The organism is Uruburuella suis (assembly GCF_022870845.1).
In the GTDB taxonomy this organism is placed as follows: Bacteria; Pseudomonadota; Gammaproteobacteria; order Burkholderiales; family Neisseriaceae; genus Neisseria; species Neisseria suis.
Genome location: NZ_CP091507.1, coordinates 1,478,695 through 1,500,904, shown reverse-complemented (window position 1 = coordinate 1,500,904; position 22,210 = coordinate 1,478,695). Strand labels below are relative to the sequence as shown.

The window sequence follows — 22,210 nt, the reverse complement described above, 5'->3', positions numbered from 1 at the left end:
CGGCAGGTTTCGTTGAATGGGAGAAGTGGAGAAAACAGCTCAGGTTTGTTATTATAGATAAATTGTTTACAAACCGCCATCACGAGAAAAACCGGGCGCTCACCCACGGATAAAGAAAATATGGAATCCAAGCAAACACAAAAAGTTATCGCCATCGACGGCCCCAGTGCATCCGGCAAAGGCACCATTGCCTCACGCGTGGCCGCCGCATTGGGCTTTGATTATCTCGATTCGGGCGCACTCTACCGGCTCACGGCGCTTTATGCGGAAAAGCAGGGCGTGGAATGGGACGATGAAGCCGGCGTGGCCGCGCTGGCGCAAGCCTTGCCTGCGGTTTTCGAGAGCGGAAAAACTTTTTTGGCCGGCGAAGATGTCAGCGAGGCCATCCGCACCGAAGCCATCGGCATGGGCGCATCAACCGTGGCGCAATTGCCGGCCGTGCGCGCGGCTTTGCTGCAACGCCAACGCGATTTCCTCACCGAAAAAGGCTTGGTGGGCGACGGGCGCGATATGGGCTCGGTGATTTTTCCGAATGCGCTGCTGAAAATCTTTCTCACCGCCAGCGCGCAAGTGCGTGCCGAGCGGCGTGCAAAACAATTGGGCTTGCCTTGCGAAGGCGTGGCCTTTGAGCGCATTCTTGCCGATATCGAAGCGCGCGATGAGGTTGACAGCCGCCGCGCCGTTGCGCCGCTGGTGCAGCTGCCCGATGCCGAGCTGTTGGACACATCAGCCATGGGCATTGAAGAAACCGTAAAAAAAGTGCTTGATTGGTATCGCAAAAAATAAAATCTGCTGTATAATCCACGTTTAAGCTTTCAGACGGCCTTGTTAACCTAAAAGGCCGTCTGAAAAATATTTTGCAGCACCCGCTTGTTGCGCCAAGGGCAGCCAAGCGTATTCCAACCAGACCCGCACCCCTTGGCGGTGTATCGAAAAGAGATATTATGACCATGGAAAATTTTGCCCAGTTATTGGAAGAGAGCTTTACCCTTCAGGAGATGAACCCCGGTGAAGTGATTACCGCAGAAGTTGTGGCAATCGACAACAACTTCGTTACCGTAAACGCCGGTTTGAAATCTGAATCCCTGATTGATGTAAACGAATTCAAAAACGCTCAGGGCGAGATTGAAGTTAAAGTAGGCGATTTCGTTACCGTAACCATCGAATCGGTGGAAAACGGCTTTGGCGAAACCAAGCTGTCACGCGAAAAAGCCAAGCGTGCTGCCGACTGGATCACCTTGGAAGAAGCCATGGAAAACGGCGACATCCTCTCCGGCGTGATCAACGGCAAAGTTAAAGGCGGCCTCACTGTGATGATCAACAGCATCCGCGCCTTCCTGCCCGGCTCGCTGGTTGACGTGCGCCCGGTGAAAGACACTTCACACTTTGAAGGCAAAGAAATCGAATTCAAAGTGATCAAGCTCGACAAAAAACGCAACAATGTGGTGGTGTCGCGCCGTGCAGTGCTGGAAGCCACTTTGGGCGAAGAGCGCAAAGCCTTGCTGGAAAACCTGCAAGAAGGTGCCGTGGTTAAAGGCATCGTGAAAAACATCACCGATTACGGTGCATTTGTTGATTTGGGCGGCATCGACGGCCTGTTGCACATCACCGATTTGGCATGGCGCCGCGTGAAACACCCGAGCGAAGTGCTGGAAGTAGGCCAAGAAGTTGAAGCCAAAGTGCTGAAATTCGACCAAGAAAAACAACGCGTGTCTTTGGGCATGAAACAATTGGGCGAAGATCCGTGGCACGGCCTGGCTCGTCGCTACCCGCAAAACACCCGTCTGTTCGGTAAAGTATCCAACCTGACCGACTACGGCGCATTTGTGGAAATCGAGCAAGGCATCGAAGGCTTGGTGCACGTATCCGAAATGGATTGGACCAACAAAAACGTACACCCGAGCAAAGTGGTGCAGCTGGGCGACGAAGTTGAAGTAATGATCCTCGAAATCGACGAAGACCGCCGCCGCATCAGCTTGGGCATGAAACAATGCCAAGCCAATCCGTGGGAAGATTTTGAAGCCAACCACAACAAAGGCGACAAACTCTCAGGTGCCGTGAAATCCATCACCGACTTCGGCGTGTTTGTAGGCCTGCCGGGCGGTATCGACGGCTTGGTGCATTTGTCTGACCTTTCTTGGACCGAATCCGGCGAAGAAGCCGTGCGCAAATACAAAAAAGGCGAAGAAGTTGAAGCCGTTGTGTTGGCCATCGATGTAGACAAAGAGCGCATTTCTTTGGGCATCAAACAGCTCGAAGGCGACCCCTTCGGCAACTTCATCAGCGTAAACGACAAAGGTTCGCTGGTAAAAGGCTCAGTGAAATCTATCGACGCCAAAGGCGCGGTGATTGCTTTGTCTGACGAAGTGGAAGCTTACCTGCCGGCTGCCGAATGGTCGAGCGAGCGCGTGGAAGACTTGCGCAATGTGCTCAAAGAAGGCGATGAAGTGGAAGCCGTTGTGGCCACCGTTGACCGCAAAAACCGCAGCATCCGCCTGTCTGTAAAAGCCAAAGACGCCAAAGAGAGCCGCGATGCGCTCAATTCGGTAAATTCTACTGCTACAGCCAGCGCCGGCACCACCAGCTTGGGCGACTTGCTGAAAGCAAAATTGTCCGGCGACCAGGAATAAGGCGTCAACATGACCAAGTCAGAGTTAATGGTTCGCTTGGCAGAAGTGTTTGCCGAGAAAAACGGTAATCAATTGGTGGCCAAAGATATTGAATACAGCGTAAAGGTTTTGGTAGATACCATGACCCGCTCGCTGGCCAAAGGCCAACGTATTGAGATCCGCGGTTTCGGCAGCTTCGACTTGAACCATCGCCCGGCCCGCATCGGCCGCAATCCGAAAACCGGTGAAAAAGTGGATGTGCCTGAAAAGCATGTACCGCATTTCAAGCCGGGTAAAGAATTGCGCGAACGCGTGGATCAGGCCATGTCAGCAAACGACAAGTAATCCGGAAGCAAAGAAGCGCCGCAGCAATGCGGCGCTTTTGTATGCGCGTAGGTTTGATTTGTTGAACCGGTATGCTTTGTTTTAAGGTGCAAACATTCGATTTTCCAGTGTGTTTTTAGCTGAATTTGCCAAACAATGTGGCACTTAATTGTGAAAATCCCGTAAAAAGCATTCTGCCCGCGATAATCCTTTCAGGCCGTCTGAAATCCTTTATAATGCCTGTTCGCCTATTTTGTACAAAATAATGGTTGCTATGAAGAATAACGAAAACCGTTTTGTTGCCCCTGCTTTTACCAACCACAGCCCGCTCACCTGGTATCAGGCTGCTTCAGAGCAGCCGGCTTTTATCCGGGATGCCGCCCAGGCCAAAGCGATAGAATATCTTGACAAGCTCTGGACCGAGCTGATGATGTTCAAGCGCAAGCGCAACCGCTTTCTGGGGCGCAGTCTGCGCTCGCCGCAGCTGCCCAAAGGCTTGTATTTTTACGGCGGTGTCGGCCGCGGCAAAAGCTTTCTGATGGATGTGTTTTACGGCTGCCTGCCTTATAAGCGCAAGCGCCGTGTGCACTTTCATGCCTTTATGGCTGAAGTGCACAAACGAATGAGAGCGCTCCGAGGCGAGCCCGATCCGCTTAAAGCGGTGGCAGCCGAAATCGCCAAAGAAACCCGCGTGTTGTGCTTTGACGAATTCCACGTCAGCGATATTGCCGATGCGATGATTTTGGGGCGTTTGCTGGAAAACCTGTTTGAAGACGGTGTGGTGCTGGTGGCCACATCAAACTATGCACCGGCCGAGCTTTATCCCCAAGGGCAAAACCGCAGCAGCTTTTTATCCACCATTGCTTTGCTGGAGCAAAAACTTACCGTGCTGAATGTGGATGGCGGCGAAGATTACCGCTTGCGCACTTTAAAGCCTGCCGAAGTGTTTTATGTGCCCGATAGCAAAGAGAATGAAAACAAGCTGGCCGCTTTATTTGCGCAAATGACACACGGCACGCAAAAAAATCCGCACGCCATCACCATTCACGGGCGCGAGCTGCAATGTAACGCGCGGGCCGATAAAGCCATTTGGTTTGACTTTCGCGCACTGTGTTTCGGGCCGCGCTCGCAAGCCGATTATCTTTATTTAGCCGAGCATTATGAAATGGTGTTTGTGTCCGGCATCGAGAAAATGGATGAGTCGCAGCGTGCAGAAGCCCGCCGCCTCACTTGGTTGATCGATGTGCTGTATGATTTTCGGGTGAAATTTTGCGCCACCAGCCAAGTGGCGGCTGCAGAAATTTATGTAGAAGGCGATTTTGCCAATGAATTCGTGCGCACCGTGAGCCGAATGGTGGAAATGCAATCGGAAGAATACTTGGCACTGCCGCATCTGGTTTTAACCAAGCCTGCTAAAAAAGCTGCAAACAAATCGCCCAATCTGGCGGAAACTTGATAGAATACGCCGCGGATTTTAACCGATACTAAAATATTTATTCTAAGGAAACCCATAATGGCGATTGAACGCACCATTTCGATTATCAAACCCGATGCCGTAGCCAAAGACGTTGTCGGCCAAATTTACAGCCGTTTTGAAAACAACGGCCTGCGCATTATTGCAGCCAAAATGAAACATCTGAGCACCAAAGAAGCACAAGATTTTTACGCGGTGCACAAAGCCCGCCCCTTTTTCGGCGATTTGGTGGCTTTTATGACCAGCGGCCCAGTGATGATTCAGGTGTTGGAAGGTGAAAATGCCGTGGCCAAAAACCGCGAGCTGATGGGCGCCACCAATCCGAAAGAAGCGGCTGCAGGCACCATCCGTGCCGATTTTGCCGATTCGATTGAAAACAATGCCGTGCACGGCTCCGACAGCCTGGAAAATGCCGCCATTGAAATTGCTTACTTTTTCAGCCAAAGCGAAATCTGCGCACGCTGATGCAAATCCTGCCCAGGCCGTCTGAAAGCTTTCAGACGGCCTGGGTATTTATTTTAAGGGCTTTTAAATTAAAGTTATTTTGGGCTGGGCGTGGTGTTGGCCGCATAATTTCAGTACAATACCCAAAGCTTTCATTTAAGCGTCTTTCACGCTTGTAACAGAACACATGAAAACCAATTTATTGAATTTCGATCTCGCCGCGCTGACGCAGCATTTTGCCGAAATGGGCGAGAAACCTTTCCGTGCCAAACAGGTGATGCGCTGGATGCACCAATCCGGCGCATCCAGTTTTGATGACATGACCGATTTGGCAAAATCATTGCGGGCCAAGCTCAATGAGCAGGCCCGCATCGGCGTGCCCGATTTAATGGTGTCGCAACAATCGCTCGACGGCACCCGCAAATGGCTGCTGGATGTCGGCACCGGCAACGGTGTGGAAACCGTGTTTATCCCCGAAGCGGAGCGCGGCACTTTGTGCATTTCTTCGCAAGTGGGTTGCGCGCTTGAGTGCACATTCTGCTCCACCGGCCGCCAGGGCTTCAACCGCAATCTGAGCACATCCGAAATCATTGGCCAGCTGTGGTGGGCCAATAAAGCCATGGGCGTTACCCCGAAAAACGAACGGGTGATTTCCAATGTGGTGATGATGGGCATGGGCGAGCCGCTGGCCAATTTCGATAATGTGGTCGCCGCGCTGAGTATTATGCTCGATGATCACGGCTACGGCCTGTCGCGCCGCCGCGTGACCGTGTCTACATCGGGTATGGTGCCGCAAATGGATCGCTTGAAAGACGTGATGCCGGTGGCCTTGGCGGTGTCGCTGCATGCCTCCAATGATGCCGTGCGCGATGAAATTGTGCCGCTCAATAAAAAATACCCGCTCAAATCATTGATGGCCGCCTGCCAACGCTATTTGGTGAAAGCACCGCGCGATTTCATCACTTTTGAATATGTGATGCTTGATGGCATCAACGATAAAGCACAACACGCGCGTGAATTGATTGAGTTGGTGCGAGATGTGCCGTGCAAATTCAATCTGATTCCGTTCAATCCGTTTCCCAATTCGGGTTATGAGCGCTCCAGCAATGAAAATATCCGCGTGTTCCGCGATATTTTGCAGCAGGCCGGCTTTGTGGTAACGGTGCGCAAAACGCGCGGAGACGATATCGATGCCGCCTGCGGCCAGCTCGCCGGGCAGGTGCAGGATAAAACCCGCCGCCAGCAAAAATGGCAGCAGATTATGGTGGAACAACAAGGATAGCGGATGAAAGCAATGCGGAAAATTTGGCCGGCTGTTTTGCTGGCATTGGCGCTGAGCGCTTGCGCCGGCGGCGGTTCATCGCAGCCGAGCGCACGCGAGCGCGCTATTCAAGTATCGAACATCAAAGCCCAATTGGCTGTTGAATATATGCGCGCACAAGATTACCGCCAAGCGGTGAACAGCATCGATGAAGCGCTGACCTCCAACAGCAAAAATGAAAATGCCTGGTTGGTGCGGGCGCAGATTTACCAATATCTGAAAGTACCGGATAAAGCACAAGAAAGCTTTTTGAAAGCATTGGCAATTTCACCCAACAGTGCGGAAATCAACAATAACTACGGCTGGTTTTTGTGCAATACACAAAATAAGCCCGCCGAAGCTATTGCTTATTTCGACAAAGCCCTTTCCGACCCGACTTATCCGAATCCGCAGGTGGCTTATCTGAATAAAGGCATTTGCAGCGCTCGCAGCGGCCAATTCGGCTTGTCGGAAGCTTATTTGGAACGCGCATTGGCGGTATCGCCGCAATTTTTTCCGGCGCTCAAAGAGCTGGCGCGCACCAAAATGCTGGCCGGCAATTTGAAGGATGCAGATTATTATTTCCGCCAATATCAAAGCCAAATAGACATGCTTTCACCTGATGATTTATTGTTGGGCTGGCGCTTGTCGCGCTCGCTCGGCCAAACGCAGGCGGCTTATGAATATGAAGCACAATTAAGGGCAAATTATCCTTATTCCGAAGAACTCCAAATGATTACAACAGGACGTTTGTAATGAGTGAACAATCACCACAAAATGACAACACCGCCGTTTCAGCTGCTGCAGAGCTGGGGGCGAAACTGCGTGAAGCGCGCGAAAAACGCGGTTTTTCTATCGGGGAAGTGGCTGAGCGATTGAAGCTGCCGGCCCGCCAAATCGAGGGGCTGGAAAGCGGTAATTATGAAAACATGCCCGAATTGGTGTTTGTGCGCGGCTTTTTGCGCACATATGGCCGCTTCTTAGACTTGGACGAAAATGAAGTGGCCGCCTACCTCGACCGCATCATGCCGCAGGCGCGCAATAATGTGTATGCCGTGCAACGCGAAGAAAAATCTTCCAGCCTGAGCTATCAGCAAACCGAGGTGAAAAAACCGTTTCCGAAATGGATTTTCGGCTTGTTGGCTGTGGCGGCAATCGCCGGCGGCGTTTATGCCTGGCAGAGCAAATCTCAAGCGGACAATGAGCGGCAGACGGATAACAATGAAACTCATATCGGCTTGGGCAATGTGGCTGCGCCCAATTTAAGCGCCAGCAATATTGCCGTGGTGGCCATGGCCAGCGATGTGCCGGCCTCACCGGCTGTGGCTGCAAGCACCACGGCCGCTTCAGAAGCAACGCCGACTGCCGCCTCTGCTCCGGCAGCGGTTGCGGCCAGCGAAACTTCTGCTGCAGTGGCTGCAGACGAGCTGGTGGTGAAAGTGCGTTACCGCTCCAATTTGGTGATTAAAGACAAAAGCGGCCAATTCGTGATCAACCGCATTGTGCCGGCCGGAAGCGAACACCGCTTTAGTGGCGGTGCGCCATATGATGTATGGATTGGCTATGCCAGCGGCGCAAGCGCCAATTACGGCGGCCAAGAAGTGGCAGTAGCGCAAAATATCCTCAAAGGCAAAAAAACCGCATCATTCAAAGTGGGCCAATAATGAGCACACAAGCAATCACACGACGCCACACCCATCTGGTGCAGATTGACCATGTGCAAGTGGGCGCAGAAGCGCCTGTGGTGGTGCAGTCGATGACCAACACCGACACCGCCGATGCGGCCGGCACCGCGCAGCAAGTGAAAGAATTGAGCGATGCCGGCTCGGAAATGGTGCGCATCACTGTCAACAGCCCGGAAGCGGCGGCCAAAGTGGCCGAAATCCGCCAACGGCTGGACGACATGGGTTGCAACACGCCGCTGATTGGTGATTTTCATTTCAACGGCGAGCGCCTGTTGGCCGAGTTTCCCGATTGTGCGCAAGCTTTGTCGAAATACCGCATCAATCCGGGCAATGTCGGCAAGGGTGCAAAAGGCGATGAAAAATTTGCCTATATGATACGCACCGCCGCCGAATACGGCAAAGCTGTGCGCATCGGCGTGAACTGGGGCAGCCTTGATCAAAGCCTGGCCAAGCGCATGATGGATGCCAATCTGGCCTCGGCCGATCCCAAAAGCCCTGATGAAGTGATGAAAGAAGCGCTGATTGTGTCGGCGCTCGAATCGGCGCAAAAAGCCGTGGATTTGGGCTTGCCGGAAAACAAAATTATTTTGTCGTGCAAAGTCAGCGCGGTGCAGGATTTGATTCAGGTTTACCGCGATTTAGGTGCACGTTGCCGCTATCCGCTGCATTTGGGGCTGACCGAAGCCGGCATGGGCAGCAAAGGCATTGTGGCTTCAACCGCAGCGCTCTCGGTGCTCTTGCAAGAGGGCATCGGCGACACCATCCGCATTTCGCTCACGCCCGAGCCGGGTGCCTCGCGCACGCAAGAAGTGGTGGTGGGGCAGGAAATTCTGCAAACCATGGGCTTGCGCTCGTTCACCCCGCTGGTAACTGCCTGTCCGGGCTGCGGCCGCACCACCAGCACCGTGTTTCAGGAATTGGCGCGCGATATCCAGCATTATCTGCGCGAACAAATGCCGGTGTGGCGTTTGCAATATCCGGGCGTGGAAAGCCTGAATGTGGCGGTGATGGGCTGTGTGGTCAACGGCCCGGGTGAGAGCAAGCTGGCCGACATCGGCATCAGCCTGCCCGGCACCGGCGAAACGCCGGTGGCACCGGTGTATGTGGACGGTGAGCGCAAAATCACCCTCAAAGGCGACAATATGGCCGCAGAATTTTTGGCCATTGTGCAGGAATATGTGGAAACCAACTATGGCGAAGGCGGTATCAAGCGCAGCCAAAGCCGGGTGATTCCAATTAAATTGTCATAAGATGAATCAGGCCGTCTGAAAAGGCAGGTATTTTTCAGACGGCCTTTATTGATATTGCAGATAAAACATCCATGGGAAAAAAAATCCAGGCCGTTAAAGGCATGAACGATTTATTGCCAATCGAGCAAAAAGATTTCAAATTGACTTCGGCCTTTTGGCAGGCTTTTGAAGAAGCTGTGGTGCGCTGGACGCGCCGCTTCGGCTATCAGCAAATCCGCACGCCGATTGTGGAGCAAACCGGTTTGTTTGTGCGCTCTATCGGTGAAGAAACCGATGTGGTTGGCAAGGAAATGTATACTTTTTCCGATTCCAACGATGCGCTGAGCCTGAGCCTGCGCCCCGAAGGCACCGCTTCTTGCCTGCGGGCCGTGGTGGAGCACAACTTGCTCTACAACAGCCCGCAAAAGCTTTGGTATATGGGGCCGATGTTTCGCCGGGAGCGGCCGCAAAAAGGGCGTTACCGCCAGTTCCATCAAGTGGGCGTGGAAGCCTTGGGTTTTGAAGGACCCGATATTGATGCGGAAATCGTGGCCATGTCGGCCGATTTATGGCGCGAATTAGGCATCAGCGAGCAACTTGTTTTGGAAATCAACAGCTTGGGCAACCGCGAAGAACGTGCCGCGCATCGTGCAGCTTTAGTGGCTTATCTGAGTGGCTACGAGGCTCAACTGGATGAGGACAGCCGCCGCCGCCTGCACACCAATCCTTTGCGCGTGCTCGACAGCAAAAATCCCGATTTGCAGGCCATTTGCAATGCTGCACCGCGCTTGACCGAATATCTCGGCGAAGCCTCGCAAGCGCATTATGCGCAGTTTAAAACCATGCTCGACGGGCTGGGCATCGCCTATGTGGAAAACCCTCGGCTGGTGCGCGGCCTGGATTACTACAACCAAACCGTATTCGAGTGGACCACCGACAAACTCGGCGCGCAAGCCACGGTGTGCGGCGGCGGCCGCTACGACGGTTTGATTGAAGAGCTGGGCGGCAAACCTGCTGCCTCTATCGGTTTTGCCATGGGCATTGAGCGCCTGCTGTTGCTGGTGCACGAATACGGTAAGCTCAATGTGCCCGCCGCCCCCGATGTGTATGCCATGCATCAGGGCGAGGGCGCGGCGCTGAAAGTGATGCAATATGCACAGAATTTGCGCGAAGCCGGCTTTGATGTGTTGCAGCATTCAGGGCAGCAGAGTCTTAAAGCGCAAATGAAAAAAGCCGATGCCAGCGGCGCACGTTTTGCGCTGATTGTGGCGCAGGACGAGCTGGCTGCCGGCAGCGCCACTTTGAAAGACATGCAGGGCGGCCAAGGCCAGCAAACGGTGGCTGCTGCCGATTTATCAACCACTTTGCAACAATGGAAACAGGCATAAATGGCTTCACATATTCAAGATCAAGAAGAGCTGGAAAATTTCAAATATTTTTGGAAAAGCTGGGGGCGCTGGCTGTTTACCGCGCTGCTGATTGCCGCATTGGCCTATTTGGGCTATGTGCTGTATCAAAATTATCAGGCCGGTAAAGACCAAGAAGCAGCCGGCGTGCTGGCCGGATTGGTGGAAAAAGCGCAAAATCAAGGCGATGCAAAAGCCATTAATGCCGATTTGCTGAAATTGCAGCAAAACCACCCGAGCACCATGGCCGCAGCGCAAGCCACCATGATGGTGGCTGCCACCGAGTTTGACCAAGGGCAATACGATACCGCCGCCGGCCACCTGACATGGGTGTTGAAAAACCAAAAAGCGCCGCTGGTGCAGGCTTTGGCAGCGCAACGCTTGGCTGTGGTGCAATTGCAGCAGAAAAAATACACCGAAGCGCTGGCCACTCTGGCCACGCCGGTAGAAGCCGATTTTGAGCCGCTGCTGCTGGAAACCAAAGGCGATGTGTATGCGGCCGAGGGCAAAAATAGCGAGGCCGTGGCTGCTTACGAGCAGGCATTAAACAAGTTGCCCAAAGAGGCGGGCAACCGCCAATTGCTGCAATTGAAAGCAGACCAGCTGAAATAACACAGGCCGTCTGAAAGCGACCACACAGGGGCAACTCCTTGCCCGCTGCGGCTTGCAAAAGAAACCCTTTCTTTTGCAAGCCCTTGCGCTTTTTATTCAAACGCTTTTATGGATAACCGAAACATTTGAATATGACCGTGAAGCAGCGATTTTCCATATCTGCCCATACTGCAATACTGTCAGGCGCAGCAATACAATATGAAGCTTGAGCCATACCGTATTTATTTAAATGATTCGGCCGCAGAGGCCGTCTGAAAACAACCGAGAAAATAACTATGAAACCCACCATCGCGCTGGTCGGCCGCCCCAATGTCGGCAAATCCACCTTATTCAACCGCCTCACCCGCAGCAAAGATGCCTTGGTGGCCGATATGCCCGGCCTCACGCGCGACCGCCATTACGGCCACGGCAAAATCGGCAGTAAACCTTATCTGGTAATCGACACCGGCGGTTTCGAACCGGTGGTGGACAGCGGCATTTTGCATGAAATGGCCAAACACACCCTGCAAGCCATTGATGAAGCCGATGCGGTGGTGTTTCTTGTGGATGCCCGAAACGGCGTTACCCCGCAAGATAAAATCATTGCCGACCGCCTGCGACAAAGCACGCGGCCGGTGTTTTTGGCGGTGAACAAAGGCGAGGGCGGCAACCGTGCCGTGCTGGCGGCAGAGTTTTACGAGCTGGCGCTGGGTGAGCCCACCGTGATTTCCGGCGCTCACGGTGATGGCGTTTACCACCTGATGGAAGAGGTGTTGGCACACTTTCCCGAAGCGGAAGAAGAAGCCGAAACGCCCAAACACCCCGTGTTTGCCATTATCGGCCGCCCCAACGTGGGCAAATCCACCTTGGTAAACGCCATTCTCGGCGAAGAGCGTGTGATTGCTTTCGACATGGCCGGCACCACCCGCGACAGCATCCACATCGATTTCGAGCGTGAAGGCAAGCCCTTCACCATTATCGACACCGCCGGCGTGCGCCGCCGCGGCAAAGTGGATGAAGCGGTGGAAAAATTTTCGGTGATTAAAGCCATGCAGGCGATTGAGGCGGCCAATGTGGCGGTGTTGGTGCTTGATGCACAGCAAGACATTGCCGACCAAGATGCCACCATCGCCGGCTTTGCGCTGGAAGCAGGCAGGGCTTTGGTGGTGGCGGTGAATAAATGGGACGGCATCAGCGAGGAGCGGCGCGAGCAGGTGAAGCGCGACATCGCCCGCAAGCTGTATTTTTTGGAATTTGCCAAATTCCATTATATTTCGGCATTGAAAGAGCGCGGTATCGACGGCTTGTTCGATTCCATTCAAGCGGCCTATGATGCAGCAATGATTAAAATGCCTACCCCGAAAATCACCCGCGTGCTGCAAAGCGCCATCGAGCGCCAGCAGCCGCCTCGCGCAGGCTTGGTGCGCCCGAAAATGCGCTATGCCCACCAAGGCGGCATGAATCCGCCGGTGATTGTGATACACGGCAATTCGTTGCAGCATATTCCCGATGCCTACACCCGCTACCTCACCCAAACCTTCCGCAAAGCTTTCAACCTGCAAGGCACACCGCTGCGCATTCAATACAATGTGTCGGAAAACCCTTATAGTGAAGCAGACGACAAGCCCAAGAAAAAGCCGCTGCGCCGCGCCGCTTTGAGCAACCGCATTGAAAAGCGGGAAGGGCGCAAGGAAGAAAAAAGCCGCTTCAAAAAGAAAGCCAAAGTAAGCGTCAAAAAACAGCACAATAAATAACATTAAAACAAACAAGGCCGTCTGAACGCTTTTTGCTTTCAGACGGCCTCTTTTTATACCTGAGCCCAGCAAAGAAGCCATGTGCAGATATAGTGATCAGGCCGTCTGAAAAAACCGGAAACTTTCGGGCTGCCCGCCCATCTAAACGCGGTGCGCCGGCTTTAGCGCTTCTTTATGTTTGCACATTCTTACTGAGAAAGTATTGGAAAAGTGCCGCATTCAGGGCTACAATCGGCGCGTACTTTCCCGAAACCTTAAAACCATAATAACGGAGTTTAAAATATGACCGCTAGAGGACAAATGTTACAAGATCCTTTCTTGAATGCCTTGCGTAAAGAGCATGTGCCGGTTTCAATTTATCTGGTCAACGGCATCAAGCTGCAAGGCCAGGTAGAATCGTTTGACCAGTATGTGGTGTTGCTGCGCAACACATCGGTAACGCAAATGGTTTACAAACATGCGATTTCCACCATCGTGCCGGCGCGCGCCGTGAGCCTGCAGCACGAGAAGCAGCAAGCCGCAGCGCCCGTGCAAGTGGAAACCCACTCCGCCGAATAAGTTTTGCTCAAATGCCTTACCGTTTTTTTGCGGTAAGGCATTTTTCTATGCGCTATTTTAAGAGGGCCGACAAGCCCTGTTGCATGGCGCGTACAAAATTACACAATAATTATTTGCATCATTTTTAGGCAGCGGCCGCATGAAGAAATTCAGCAATGGCTGAATACTCAAGGCGCTATGCCGACAGGGTGGGCGCAGCGCCGTTTGCGCCTCCCGAACAGGCAGTTTGTCAAGACTGGCAGGCCGTCTGAAAATACATTATATTGTGGTTTCCTCAGCAAGATACTACCGTATCTTGTGTTTTTCAACTGGATGGGATTTGGCGATGAACGCAGCAAGCAATCTGAAAGTAACCAAACGCGACGGCCGGCTGGAGCCGATCAATCTGGATAAAATCCACCGCGTAATCAACTGGGCAGCAGCCGGTTTGGACAATGTTTCGGTGTCGCAGGTTGAGCTCAAATCGCATATCCAGTTTTACAACGGCATCCGCACCGACGATATTCACGAAACCATTATCAAAGCTGCGGCCGACCTGATTTCTCAAGAAACGCCCGATTACCAATATCTGGCTGCGCGTTTGGCGATTTTCCATTTGCGCAAAATTGCTTATGGCCAATTCGAGCCGCCGCATTTGTTTGACCATGTGGGCAAACTCACCGAAGCGGGCAAATACGACCGCCATCTTTTGGCCGACTACAGCCGCGCCGAATTCGACGAGCTCAACGATTATCTCGACCACGAGCGCGACATGACCTTCTCTTACGGTGCCGTCAAGCAGCTCGAGGGCAAATATCTGGTGCAAAACCGCGTGAGCCGGCAAATCTACGAAACGCCGCAGTTTCTGTATATGCTGGTGGCGATGTGTTTGTTTGCCAAATATCCGCAAGCCACGCGCTTGGCTTATGTGAAAAAGTTTTACGATGCCGTATCCACTTTTAAAATTTCATTGCCCACGCCGATTATGAGCGGCGTGCGTACGCCCACGCGCCAATTTTCCAGCTGCGTGCTGATTGAGTGCGACGACAGCCTCGACAGCATCAACGCCACCACCAGCGCGATTGTGAAATATGTGTCGCAGCGGGCCGGCATCGGCATCAACGCCGGCCGCATCCGCGGCTTGGGCAGCGAAATCCGCGGCGGCGAAGCGCAGCACACCGGCTGCATTCCGTTTTTCAAAATGTTTCAGGCAGCAGTCAAATCCTGCTCGCAAGGCGGCGTGCGCGGCGGCGCGGCCACCTTGTTTTACCCGCTTTGGCATATCGAAGTGGAAAGCCTGCTGGTGCTGAAAAACAACCGCGGCGTGGAAGACAACCGCGTTCGCCAGCTCGATTACGGCGTGCAAATCAACCGCCTGCTCTACACCCGCCTGATTAAAGGTGGCGATATTGCGCTGTTTTCCCCGCACGAAGTGCCGGGCTTATATGATGCATTTTTCGCCGATCAAGACGAATTCGAGCGTCTCTACACCCAATACGAGCAAGACCCTGCCATCCGCAAACGCATTGTGCCGGCCACCGAATTGTTTTCCATTCTGATGCAGGAGCGCGCCGGCACCGGCCGCATCTATATCCAAAACGTCGATCACTGCAACACCCACAGCCCGTTCGATCCGAGCGTGGCACCGGTGCGCCAATCCAATTTGTGTTTGGAAATCGCGCTGCCGACCAAGCCTTTAAACGACATCAATGATGAAAACGGCGAAATCGCGTTGTGCACTTTGTCGGCATTCAATCTGGGCGCGCTCGAAAGCCTGGATGAGTTGGAAGGCTTGGCCGATTTGGCCGTGCGCGCGCTCGATGCCTTGCTCGATTATCAGGATTACCCGATTAAAGCCGCCCAAATCGCCACCATGAACCGGCGCACGCTGGGTATAGGCGTGATCAACTATGCTTATTACCTAGCTAAAAACGGCGTACGCTACAGCGATGATTCCGCGCTCGGCCTCACCCACCGCACCTTTGAAGCGATTCAGTATCACCTGCTCAAAGCCTCGGTGAATTTGGCCAAAGAATACGGCGCCTGCCCGCTGTTTCACGAAACCACTTATGCGCAGGGCAAGCTGCCCATCGACACCTATAAAAGAGATTTGGATGCCGTTTGCCAAGAGCCGCTGCATCTGGATTGGGAAGGCCTGCGCGCCGAAATCGTGCAACACGGTTTGCGCAATTCCACCCTCACCGCGCTGATGCCGTCTGAAACCAGCTCGCAAATCGCCAATGCCACCAACGGCATCGAGCCGCCGCGCGGCTTGGTGTCGGTGAAAGCCTCGAAAGACGGCATTTTGAAGCAAGTAGTGCCCGAATTCGAGCGCTTGAAAAACCAATACGAATTGCTGTGGCAGATGCCGAACAACGACGGCTATTTGAAGCTCGTGGGCGTGATGCAGAAATTTGTCGACCAGGCCATTTCTTCGAATACAAGTTACGACCCGCAGCGTTTTGAAGGCGGCCGCGTGCCGATGAAGCAGCTTTTAAAAGACTTGCTCACCGCCTATAAATTCGGCCTGAAAACCCTTTACTACCACAACACCCGCGATGGTGCCGACGACACCCAGGCCGATTTGCAAGACGACGGCTGCGCCGGCGGTGCATGCAAAATTTGATGCGTTAACGAGCAGAGCAGGGCGGAACACAGCTTCCGCCTGTTGTGCCTTATGCGGCCGCGTGAGGCCGTCTGAATATATTATCCGAAAGCCCGATTATGTCTTGCGAACATTTAGTGATGTCTTACAGCACCTTCAGCAAAGCCAAAAACAACGCCCTTTTGGAGCCGATGTTTTTCGGTCAGCCGGTGAATGTGGCGCGTTACGACCAACAGAAATACGAAATTTTCGAAAAGCTGATTGAAAAGCAATTGTCGTTTTTCTGGCGGCCGGAAGAAATCGACGTGTCGCGCGACCGCATCGATTACCAAAATCTGCCCGACCATGAAAAACACATTTTCATCAGCAACTTGAAATACCAAACCCTGCTCGATTCGATTCAGGGCCGCAGCCCCAATGTAGGCCTGCTGCCTTTGGTGTCGATTCCCGAGCTAGAAACCTGGGTGGAAACCTGGTCGTTTTCCGAAACCATCCACTCGCGCTCCTACACCCACATCATCCGCAATATCGTGAACGATCCTTCGCTCGTGTTTGACGATATTGTCAGCAACGATTACATCATTGCCCGCGCTGAAGACATCGCCTGCTATTACGATGATTTGATTGAATACACCCAGTATTACAACCTTTTGGGTGAAGGGCGGCACGAAGTAAACGGCAAAATCGTGCACATCCATTTGCGCGAGCTGAAGCAAAAGCTTTATCTTTGCCTGATGTGTGTCAACGTGCTCGAAGCCATCCGCTTTTATGTGTCGTTTGCCTGCTCGTTTGCCTTTGCCGAGCGCGAATTGATGGAAGGCAATGCCAAAATCATCAAGCTGATTGCCCGCGACGAAGCGCTGCACCTCACCGGCACCCAGCACATGCTTAACCTGATGCGCAGCGGTGTGGACGATCCTGAAATGGCCGAAATCGCCGCCGAATTGGAGCAGCAATGTTTTGATTTGTTTAAAACCGCTGCTTTGCAGGAAAAAGAATGGGCCGAATATTTGTTTAAAGACGGCTCCATGATCGGCCTGAATAAAGAAATCCTCGGCCAATATGTGGAATACATCACCAATCTGCGCATGGCTGCCGTCGGCCTGCAACCGGCTTTTGAAAGCGCCACGCAAAACCCGATTCCGTGGATTAATGCCTGGCTCTCATCCGATAATGTGCAGGTTGCCCCGCAAGAAGTGGAAATCAGCTCTTATTTGATCGGCCAAATCGATGCGGAAGTGAAGGCTGAAGATTTGGGCGATTTCGAGTTGTAATAGCGCTTGTGAATAGACCCTAGGGTCTGTTCACAATTCATCCGCGAGTAAGATTTTGAGCGCAAAAGCGTGGCTGCAAGGCGAAAAGCACAGCAAGGTTGAACACCTTGCGAGCATTTTCAACGCAGCAGGCGCGTTTTTGAGCCAAAAGATTGCCACGAGATGAATTGTGAACAGACCCTAGCCAGGGCTATTACAACAGGCCGTCTTTCATATTGATGAATCCGGCATTCATTAAACGGTCACGGTTTTTTTCTATGCTGTTCAGACGGCCTCAACTCAGGCCGTCTGAAACCATAAGGAAAAACCGTGCAGATTCATTTCCATCCCCGTGCCGCCGTATTGCCCAACCGTCTGTGGCAGGCAATGCTGCAACGATTGAACCCGAGCATGACCTTAATCACCACCAACGATAAAATCTTCGAGCTGCAAGCGGGCGAAACCCTGCTCGACGGTTTGGAGCGCACCGGCCACGAAGTGGAATACCAATGCCGCAGCGGCTATTGCGGCGCCTGCCGCGTGAAATTGCGCGCAGGCAAGGTGGATTACGACGAGCTGCCGCTGGCTTTTGTCGGCCCCAATGAAGTGCTGCCTTGCTGCTGCCGCGTGAGCGGGCCGATAGAAATCGACTGCCGCGTCCGTGTACAAGAGCGGGATTTGTTTGACAGCGATTTGTTTGAAAACCAATAAAGCAGTTGCATCATCAAAGCAGTTGCATCATCGAAAGGCCGTCTGAAAGGTTTCAGACGGCCTTTCGTGATTTATACCCGACCTAAAAAATAATACCCATTCAAAAAAGTAAGCTTATAAGGCGGCAAGCCAAAGACAGTACACCGCACGCGGCAAGGCGAGCCAACGCCGTTGGGTTATTTTTTAAGTTTGGTATTATTTACATGATTTACGGGCGTTTTATCCGAATAGGCTGGATAAAGCCGAAAAATTATACTATCGTGGGCAAGATAAACCCCCTTCACTGAAAACGCGGGCATTGCCTTTTATAAAACGCAAGCAACACAAAGGAGACAAACAATGAATAAATTAATGGCCGTTTTAATGGCCGCACCGGTGGCCATTGTTGCCCCTTATGCCGCAGCCGCCACGGCCGCCCAACATCCGGCGCAGGTGCAATTCCAGCAAAATATGGATGCCGTGCTCGCTGTCGCGCGCAACCCGCAATTGAGCGAAGCGCAAAAAGTGCAGCGCATCGACCGCTATGCCGACCAATATTTAGACTATCAACGCATTTCGGCACTGGCCGTGGGCTTGCCGTGGCGGCAATTCAACGCGCAGCAAAAAAGCGATTTTATCGCCGCCTTTAAAAGCATGATGATTACCATGTATTCGCGCGCCGCCTTGATGGGCGCAGCAGATGCAAAAGTGACTTTGCTGCCGAAAATAATCGAGAGCAATAACAACCGCGTGGAAGTGTTTACTGAAGTGCGCAGCGGCACCGGCAATAAATATGAAGTGAGTTACCGCTTGTATCAAGTGGGGCAAACCTACAAAATCTACGATATCCGCGTTGACGGCGCCAGCATGGTCACGATTTACCGCAACCAGTTTAACGATTTAATCCGCCAGCAAGGCATTGATGGTACAATTGCAACACTGCGCCAAAAAGGGCTGAAACCGGCAACACCTGCCGGCAATTGATTTTATATTTAAATTTAATAAGATAACACAGGCCGTCTGAAACATTCTTTCAGACGGCCTGTTGCCATGTTGACCAATATCAAACCAGCAGCAAGATAAGCTGGGTTTGACAGCAGCATTTATTGCACAAATATTACAGATTAAATATGATTACATACATATACAAAAATTATAAATTGCATACGCAAAAAAATGAGCCGGTTTAAAATTAAAATTATTGAATATCAATAAGATATTATTTCGGCTTAATGAGTATTCCGTTTGTTGGAAAATAAAGTATGTCAATATTTGTATTGTAATTACGCCGCTGGCAAGCGGCACAGCCCTCAACATCATTTTCCTACATGGGAGATTTACGCATGAACGCTCAACGCACCTTAACCTTGCTGGCCGCCACCTTGTGCACAATGCCGGCATGGGCTGAAAACACAGCCGCCGCATTGGCTACCGGCGATGATTATATCAACGCCATTGATGATCGCGCACACGAGAAAAAAGGCTTTTTCGAAGACCGCTTTACCGCAGCCGGCACGCTGCGTTTCCGCATAGACGGCGGCGACACCCAATCCTCTTATGCCGGCAATGAAAACCAGCGCCCCGACAGCCAAAGCCATGCCAACTTGGAGTTGTGGCTTTCAGCCAAGCTGACCGAAAACTGGCGTGTTACCACCCAGCTGGAGCCGCAGATCAACCTGGAAAACGGCAAATTCAACGGCGACCATGATGTGCCGATGAACAAACTTTATGCAGAAGGCAAGGTTTACGACAAAGTGAAAACCCGTTTGGGTAAATTCGGCGCATTCTCTTCATACGGCCGCGTGCTCGATAATGAAATAACCGGTGCCGAGCTCTTTTTCGACTACAAATACCCCACCAAAATCGCCGCCGCGCGCATGACCAAGCATTTGAACGACAACCCGTGGGGCGTGGAAGTGCGCCGCGAATTTATCGCCTCGGCGCAAACCGTGGTGCCGGTAAACGATAAAGTGAATGTCGGCGCCACACTGGTTTACCTCAACGATTTGAAAAAGCCCGACAACCGCACGCAAAACGCTGTGTTCGGCGAGGTGGGCATGGATGTGAAATTCAACGACGATTGGCGCTGGATGGCGGCCTATAGCCGCTCCAATATTGATGATGTGCGCGACAGCGCCGGCAAAAAAGTGTCGCCTGATGGCGTGTTTACCGAAGTGAAATACAAGCTGGCCGACATCAAAACCCGCAACAGCTACGATGTGTTTGCCAACTATCGCCGTGTGGGTGCCATGTCGGGCATTTCATCGGTAAACGATTATTCCAAAAACGTGCAGGGCGCGCAGCTGGGCTTTGATTTTGTGCCCTACAAAAACATCAAATTCAATGCATTCTACCTGCACGGCAAGCAAGTAAACGCCACCGCGGGCAACAGCAAACAAGATGTGAATGTGGTGCGTGCGCAAGTGGAATTTTTCTTCTAACCCGAATCAATAGTATCCATTCAAATTCAGGCCGTCTGAAAAGCTTTCAGACGGCCTGATGATTTTTTTATGACACAGGCCAAATATCGCAGCGGCAGCGGTTTTCATCTGCCGGGAAAAAGCGTAATATTGTTAACTATTGCTTTATATTATTTTATCCGATCATCATCACAGAGAGGCGTTATCATGTTTGAGAAAATCCAGGCAGCACCAGCCGACCCGATTTTAGGTTTGGGCGAAGCATTTAAAGCAGAGCAGCGCGAGGGCAAAGTCAACCTCGGCATCGGCGTGTATAAAGATGCGGCCGGCCAAACTCCGATTGTAAAAGCCGTCAAAGAAGCCGAAAAACGCCTGCTCGACAAAGAAAACACCAAAAACTACCTTACCATCGACGGCGTGGCCGCCTTCAACGCCGAAACCCAAAAGCTGCTGTTTGGCGCCGAGAGCGAAATCGTGCAAAGCCGCCGCGCCAAAACCGCGCAAAGCTTGGGCGGCACCGGCGCATTGCGCGTGGCCGCCGAATTTATCAAACGCCAAACGCCTGCCCAAAATGTGTGGATTAGCGCGCCGACCTGGCCCAACCACAACGCCATTTTCAATGCCGTCGGCATCAATATCCGCGATTACCGCTATTACGACAAAGCCAGCCACAGCCTGGATTGGAACGGCATGATTGAAGATTTGCAGCAAGCGCAAGCCGGCGATGTGGTGTTGCTGCACGGCTGCTGCCACAATCCCACCGGCATCGACCCCACGCCCGAACAATGGGCGGCATTGGCTAAAATGTCGGCTGAAAAAGGCTGGCTGCCCTTGTTTGACTTTGCCTATCAAGGCTTTGCCAACGGCTTGGAGCAAGATGCCGCCGGCCTGCGCGCTTTCGCCGCCAACCATCAGGAAATGCTGGTGGCCAGCTCTTATTCTAAAAACTTCGGCCTCTACAACGAGCGCGTAGGCGCGTTTACCTTAGTGGCCGCCGATGAAGAAACCGCAGCGCGCGCATTCAGCCAAGTAAAAAGCATTATCCGCACCCTCTATTCCAACCCCGCTTCGCATGGCGGCAGCGCCGTGGCCATCGTGTTGCAAGACGAAGCCCTCAAAGCGCAATGGGTTGCCGAATTGGATGAAATGCGCAGCCGCATCAAAGAGATGCGCCGCCAATTTGTGGATTTGCTGAAAGAATACGGCGCCGAGCAAGACTTCAGCTTTATCATCAACCAAAACGGCATGTTTTCATTCAGCGGCCTCACGCCCGAGCAGGTTGACCGCTTGAAAGACGAATTCGCCATTTACGCCGTGCGCTCCGGCCGAATCAACGTGGCCGGCATCACAGCAGCGAATATCCGCTATCTGTGCGAAAGCATTGTGAAAGTGTTGTAAAAGCAATAGCCAAGGGTGAAAAGGCCGTCTGAAAAAGTTTCAGACGGCCTTTTTTATAGGCAAAACAAATGCTTGAAAAATAGTTTCAAACTCTTATACCAATTCTAAAAAATAATATATAGTGAAATGCGGGAAAAAGTGACACAACGGGTAGGTTGGGTTGAAAACCCAACAAGCCCACAGGCCGTCTGAAACGTTGGGTTTGGCAACCCAACCTACCTGTTATAGTGCGTAGTTTTGTGTCACTTTTTCTTGCATTCCACTATATAAACAGGCAGCCCGTAGGTCGGATTCTTGAATCCGACACTTGTTCGTAGAACAAGACACGCACATCACTTTGGCCGATAAACGTCGAATTCAAGAATCTGACCTACGCGGTTGGTGCTATCGAACTACTTTTATTTTGTAAGGTTATTTTTTTGAATTGGTATGATGCCCATTTGAATGTGCACACGTTTTACCGGTCGTTACAGAAGCCAAGACCGTCTGAA

19 protein-coding genes are annotated in these 22,210 nt (G+C 52.3%); all 19 read left to right on the top strand.

Annotation, left to right across the window (positions count from 1 at the left end):
• Positions 1-120: 120 nt before the first annotated feature.
• The 19 genes from cmk (at position 121) to LVJ78_RS06665 (ending at position 21,719) form a co-directional block, all read left to right on the top strand.
• A complete protein-coding gene (gene cmk, locus LVJ78_RS06755; RefSeq protein ID WP_132952131.1) occupies positions 121-786 on the top strand; it encodes a (d)CMP kinase in 666 nt (221 codons plus the stop codon).
• Between the two features lie 158 nt (positions 787-944).
• The gene (rpsA, locus tag LVJ78_RS06750; protein WP_132952133.1) at positions 945-2,630 is read left to right on the top strand and encodes a 30S ribosomal protein S1; all 1,686 of its coding nucleotides are present in this window, start codon (positions 945-947) and stop codon (positions 2,628-2,630) included.
• 9 nt (positions 2,631-2,639) lie between these two features.
• Complete coding sequence (locus LVJ78_RS06745; RefSeq protein ID WP_132952135.1) at positions 2,640-2,954, top strand: integration host factor subunit beta; 315 nt, start codon at positions 2,640-2,642, stop codon at positions 2,952-2,954.
• 253 nt (positions 2,955-3,207) lie between these two features.
• Positions 3,208-4,389, top strand: coding sequence for a cell division protein ZapE (gene zapE, locus LVJ78_RS06740; protein ID WP_132952137.1), 1,182 nt, complete (start codon positions 3,208-3,210; stop codon positions 4,387-4,389).
• A 57-nt stretch (positions 4,390-4,446) separates the two neighbouring features.
• Positions 4,447-4,872: a nucleoside-diphosphate kinase gene (gene ndk, locus LVJ78_RS06735; protein WP_132952139.1), complete on the top strand. Its 426-nt coding sequence runs from the start codon at positions 4,447-4,449 to the stop codon at positions 4,870-4,872.
• 166 nt (positions 4,873-5,038) lie between these two features.
• A complete protein-coding gene (rlmN, locus tag LVJ78_RS06730; RefSeq protein ID WP_132952141.1) occupies positions 5,039-6,133 on the top strand; it encodes a dual-specificity RNA methyltransferase RlmN in 1,095 nt (364 codons plus the stop codon).
• Between the two features lie 12 nt (positions 6,134-6,145).
• Positions 6,146-6,907: a type IV pilus biogenesis/stability protein PilW gene (gene pilW / locus LVJ78_RS06725; protein WP_424580101.1), complete on the top strand. Its 762-nt coding sequence runs from the start codon at positions 6,146-6,148 to the stop codon at positions 6,905-6,907.
• On the top strand, positions 6,907-7,815 hold the full coding sequence (locus LVJ78_RS06720) for a RodZ domain-containing protein (protein WP_132952143.1): 909 nt from the start codon (positions 6,907-6,909) through the stop codon (positions 7,813-7,815). The genes pilW and LVJ78_RS06720 overlap by 1 nt, the downstream gene beginning before the upstream one ends.
• A complete protein-coding gene (ispG, locus tag LVJ78_RS06715; RefSeq protein ID WP_132952145.1) occupies positions 7,815-9,086 on the top strand; it encodes a flavodoxin-dependent (E)-4-hydroxy-3-methylbut-2-enyl-diphosphate synthase in 1,272 nt (423 codons plus the stop codon). The genes LVJ78_RS06720 and ispG overlap by 1 nt, the downstream gene beginning before the upstream one ends.
• A 71-nt stretch (positions 9,087-9,157) precedes the next feature.
• Complete coding sequence (gene hisS, locus LVJ78_RS06710; RefSeq protein ID WP_132952147.1) at positions 9,158-10,453, top strand: histidine--tRNA ligase; 1,296 nt, start codon at positions 9,158-9,160, stop codon at positions 10,451-10,453.
• Positions 10,454-11,083 (top strand): YfgM family protein, encoded by a 630-nt coding sequence (locus tag LVJ78_RS06705; protein ID WP_132952149.1) that lies wholly within the window; start codon positions 10,454-10,456, stop codon positions 11,081-11,083.
• A 275-nt stretch (positions 11,084-11,358) separates the two neighbouring features.
• Complete coding sequence (gene der / locus LVJ78_RS06700) at positions 11,359-12,816, top strand: ribosome biogenesis GTPase Der (protein WP_132952151.1); 1,458 nt, start codon at positions 11,359-11,361, stop codon at positions 12,814-12,816.
• Between the two features lie 282 nt (positions 12,817-13,098).
• Positions 13,099-13,374 carry an RNA chaperone Hfq gene (hfq, locus tag LVJ78_RS06695; RefSeq protein ID WP_132952153.1) on the top strand — a complete coding sequence of 92 codons (276 nt, stop codon included), beginning with the start codon at positions 13,099-13,101 and terminating at the stop codon, positions 13,372-13,374.
• A 325-nt stretch (positions 13,375-13,699) separates the two neighbouring features.
• A complete protein-coding gene (gene nrdA, locus LVJ78_RS06690; protein ID WP_132952155.1) occupies positions 13,700-15,979 on the top strand; it encodes a class 1a ribonucleoside-diphosphate reductase subunit alpha in 2,280 nt (759 codons plus the stop codon).
• A gap of 119 nt (positions 15,980-16,098) precedes the next feature.
• Positions 16,099-17,232 carry a class Ia ribonucleoside-diphosphate reductase subunit beta gene (nrdB, locus tag LVJ78_RS06685; RefSeq protein WP_132952255.1) on the top strand — a complete coding sequence of 378 codons (1,134 nt, stop codon included), beginning with the start codon at positions 16,099-16,101 and terminating at the stop codon, positions 17,230-17,232.
• A gap of 390 nt (positions 17,233-17,622) precedes the next feature.
• A complete protein-coding gene (yfaE, locus tag LVJ78_RS06680) occupies positions 17,623-17,922 on the top strand; it encodes a class I ribonucleotide reductase maintenance protein YfaE (protein ID WP_132952257.1) in 300 nt (99 codons plus the stop codon).
• Positions 17,923-18,261: 339 nt separating this feature from the next.
• Positions 18,262-18,885: an MlaC/ttg2D family ABC transporter substrate-binding protein gene (locus LVJ78_RS06675; protein WP_132952158.1), complete on the top strand. Its 624-nt coding sequence runs from the start codon at positions 18,262-18,264 to the stop codon at positions 18,883-18,885.
• Between the two features lie 359 nt (positions 18,886-19,244).
• The gene (locus LVJ78_RS06670) at positions 19,245-20,342 is read left to right on the top strand and encodes a hypothetical protein (RefSeq protein ID WP_132952160.1); all 1,098 of its coding nucleotides are present in this window, start codon (positions 19,245-19,247) and stop codon (positions 20,340-20,342) included.
• 186 nt (positions 20,343-20,528) lie between these two features.
• Complete coding sequence (locus LVJ78_RS06665; RefSeq protein WP_132952162.1) at positions 20,529-21,719, top strand: amino acid aminotransferase; 1,191 nt, start codon at positions 20,529-20,531, stop codon at positions 21,717-21,719.
• Positions 21,720-22,210 lie beyond the last annotated feature (491 nt).